The 3,135-nt window shown below is 78.1% G+C and carries 4 protein-coding genes; 2 read left to right on the top strand and 2 right to left on the bottom strand.

Features of this window, described 5'->3' with window-relative positions; genetic code table 11:
- Window positions 1-1,274: DUF5719 family protein (locus CBZ_RS21120; RefSeq protein WP_246013518.1), on the top strand; the 1,274-nt coding region annotated here is incomplete at its 5' end.
- Window positions 1,275-1,329: 55 nt separating this feature from the next.
- Here the strand turns inward: CBZ_RS21120 and CBZ_RS17755 are convergent.
- Window positions 1,330-2,187, bottom strand: coding sequence for a glycosyltransferase (locus CBZ_RS17755; protein WP_130782804.1), 858 nt, complete (start codon window positions 2,185-2,187; stop codon window positions 1,330-1,332).
- Between the two features lie 12 nt (window positions 2,188-2,199).
- Window positions 2,200-2,727 carry a metallopeptidase family protein gene (locus tag CBZ_RS17750; protein ID WP_373862197.1) on the bottom strand — a complete coding sequence of 176 codons (528 nt, stop codon included), beginning with the start codon at window positions 2,725-2,727 and terminating at the stop codon, window positions 2,200-2,202.
- A gap of 86 nt (window positions 2,728-2,813) precedes the next feature.
- Here CBZ_RS17750 and CBZ_RS17745 point away from each other — a divergent pair.
- On the top strand, window positions 2,814-3,135 hold a 322-nt coding region (locus CBZ_RS17745), incomplete at its 3' end, for a DUF3499 domain-containing protein (RefSeq protein WP_130782803.1).

The following is a 3,135-nucleotide window of genomic DNA, read 5'->3' as shown; positions in this document are numbered from 1 at the left end:
CCGCGCCCGCGACGACCAGGCCGGCGACGTCGCCGTTCGTCGTCCGGGCCGCGCCGGGCGACGTCGCGCCCGCGCGTGTCGGCGCGGTCAGCGGCTCGCTCGTGACGGCCGGTGACCTGCGCGGCCTCGCGGCCGCGTCGTGCCAGCACCCGACGGCCGACGCGTGGCTGGTCGGCGGGGCGACGGACCTCACGAGCACCGCGCACCTGGTGCTCGCCAACGCGGGCAGCACGCCGGCCGAGGTCACCCTCGAGATCTGGGGCCCGTCCGGGGCGGTCGACCTCACCGGCGAGCACTACCTGGTGGCGCCCGGCGCGCAGCGCGTCGTGCCGCTCGGGGGGATCGCGGCCGAGCAGCGCCGCCTGGTCGTGCACGTCGCGACGACCGGCGGCCGGGTCGCCGCGCACCTGCAGGACTCGTCGCTCGACGGCTTCACGCCGACGGGCACCGACCTCGTGGTCCCCGGCGCGGCCCCGGCGCCGCGGCAGGTCGTGCCGGGCGTCTCGGTCGGGCAGACGGGCGTCGACGACGCGCGCGCGGGGGCGCTGCGGCTCCTCGCGCCCGGCGGCTCGCCGACGACCGCGAGCGTCTCGGTGCTCGGGCGGGACGGCCTGACCCCGCTGCCGGGCGCGGAACAGGTCGAGCTCGTGCCCGGCGAGGTGACGGACGTGCCCCTCGGGGGGCTGGCGCCGGGTGCCTACACGTTCGTCGTCGACGCCGCCGAGCCGGTCGTCGCGGCCGCGGTCGTCTCGCGTCCCGGTGCGCCCGGCGAGCTCGACGACGTGCCCACCCTCGAGCGGGCGTGGGCCGCGTCGTCGACGCCCGGCGACGGCGGCGTGGCGGTGATCCCGGTCGACGCGCTCGGCACGCTCGTCGTGGGCGCGGTGCCCGCGGCGGGAGGAAGCGTCGACTCGGTCGACGGCGGTGGTGCGGCGTCGGCGACGGTCCGGCTGCTCGGCGACGCGGGCCAGGTGCTCGCGGAGCGCCGCGTGGCCGTCCCGGTCGGCACGACGGGGGCGTGGCCGGTCGGCGCGCTGCTCGGCGGGTCCGACGTCCTCACGCCCTCGTCCGCTCCGGTCGCGGACCCCGCGACCCAGTGGTCCGTCCGTGGCGTGGACGTCGTGGTCGACGACGGCTCGTCGGTCGCGTGGTCGCTGGTCGTCGAGGCGGCGCGCCCCGACGGCACGCTCGTCTCGGTGCTGCAGCCGGTCCCCGCGCTGAGCGGTGCACCGGACGTCGCGGTGCAGGAGGACCAGCGGCTCGGCACCCGCTGACGCTCGTGCACCCGCGGCGACGCCGTCGGGTGCCGTCGCCGCGTGCTCGCGCCGGTCAGCGTCCGGCGGCGCGCAGCTCCGACCGCTCCCGCACCCGCAGGCCGACGGACACGGCCGTCCGGACCGGCCACTGGTAGGCGTGGGGGTAGCGCCGCGACACGTACCGGGCCGCGCTCGCGTGGTGCGCGGAGATCATCCGCGCCGGGCGCTCGCGCCAGGACGTCCCGCCGACGTGCGTGACCTGCGCCTGCGGGACGTAGAGGTTGTCCCACCCGGCCCGGCCGAGCCGCTCGCCCAGGTCGACGTCCTCGAAGAACATGAAGTAGCCGTCGTCGAACCCGCCGACGGCCTCGAACGCGGTGCGGCGCAGCAGCAGGCACGCCCCCGACAGCCAGCCGGCGGTGCGCGCCTCGCCGGCACGCTCGTGCTGCGCGCGGTAGGCCTTGGTCCACGGGTTGCCCGGCCACACCTTGACGAGCAGGGCGTGCCCCGCGCCCTGCGTCAGTGACGGCAGCGCCCGCGCCGACGGGTAGACGCTCCCGTCGGGGTTGAGCAGCGCCGGTCCCAGGGCCCCTGCGCGGGGGTGCTGCTCGCCGGCGACGAGCAGGGCGTCGAGCGAGCCGGGCGCCCACTCCAGGTCGGAGTTCGCGACGACGAGCCACGGCGACGTCGCCCCGGCGGCCCCGTGGTTCGCGCCGCCGCCGTAGCCGAGGTTGGCCCCGGACTCGACGACGCGCGCGCCGTGGCGGGCGGCGACGTCACGGCTGACGGCGTGGTCGTCGCCGTTGTCGACGACGACGAGCTCGTACGGGGCGGTGGTGGCGTCGGCGAGGGTGCGGGCGAACCGCTCGAGCTCCTCGCCGGGGTGGTAGACGACGCAGACGACACGGACAGCGGGCGTGGTGGTGCTCATCGTCGGACCAGGCTAGTGGTCGTCGCCGTATCCCGGGTCCACGTCCTCGGGTGCCCGGCCGAGCATGTGCGCGACCTGCTCGACGACCACGTCGCGGACGAGCTCGGCCAGGTCGGCGGCGTCGGTCGCGCGCGACTCGACCGGGCGCCGGTACACGACGATGCGCGCCGGCAGTCCGGCGTCGGCGGGGAAGTACCGGCCGAGCGGCACGCCGCCGTGCTCCCAGGGAGCGGGGTTCGACGGCGGCACGTCCTCGACGGCGAACTCGGTGCCGTCGAGCTGGCGCGTCCAGCGGCGCTCGAGGCGCTCGACCGCGTCGAGGACCAGGTCGTCGAACCGCTCGGCGCGCGTCCGGTACGCCGGCATCGCCGACGGCATGAGCGGCCCGCGGGGTCCCCGACCGCGCCGGTCGCGGCGGCGCACGGGGTGTGCGGGGCCGTCCTGCGACCCGAGCGCGACCGCCGGGGCGGGGGAGCGGCGCAGGCCCGGGACGCCCCGGTGACCGGGGGTCGAGGGGTGCGCGGGGCCCGGTGACGTCACGGCAGCACTGTAGTCCGGCGACCGCCTCGTCCCCGGGTGCGGCGTGGGGGGCGTCGCCTGTCGCCGTCGGGCGGTACGGTCAGCCCGTGAGATCCGTCCGGCAGTGCTCGCGCACGGCGTGCGGCCGTGCCGCCGTCGCCACGCTGACCTACGTGTACGCCGACTCGACGGCCGTCCTCGGTCCGCTGGCCCACCATGCCGAGCCGCACTCCTACGACCTGTGCGTCGACCACGCCGAGCGGCTCACCGCGCCGCGCGGGTGGGAGGTCGTCCGGCTGACGCCCGACTTCGCTCCCGCCGCGCCCAGCAAGGACGACCTGCTCGCGCTCGCCGACGCGGTCCGCGAGGCGGGCCGTGGCCGCGCGCCGGCCCCCGCCGCCGCGGTCGCCGAGCCGGCCGCCGACGTGC

Origin of the sequence: Cellulomonas biazotea (genome assembly GCF_004306155.1) — a bacterium.
Taxonomy (GTDB): domain Bacteria; phylum Actinomycetota; class Actinomycetes; order Actinomycetales; family Cellulomonadaceae; genus Cellulomonas; species Cellulomonas biazotea.
Note: the sequence above shows the minus strand (reverse complement) of the source record. Positions and strands in the feature narration are given on the sequence as shown.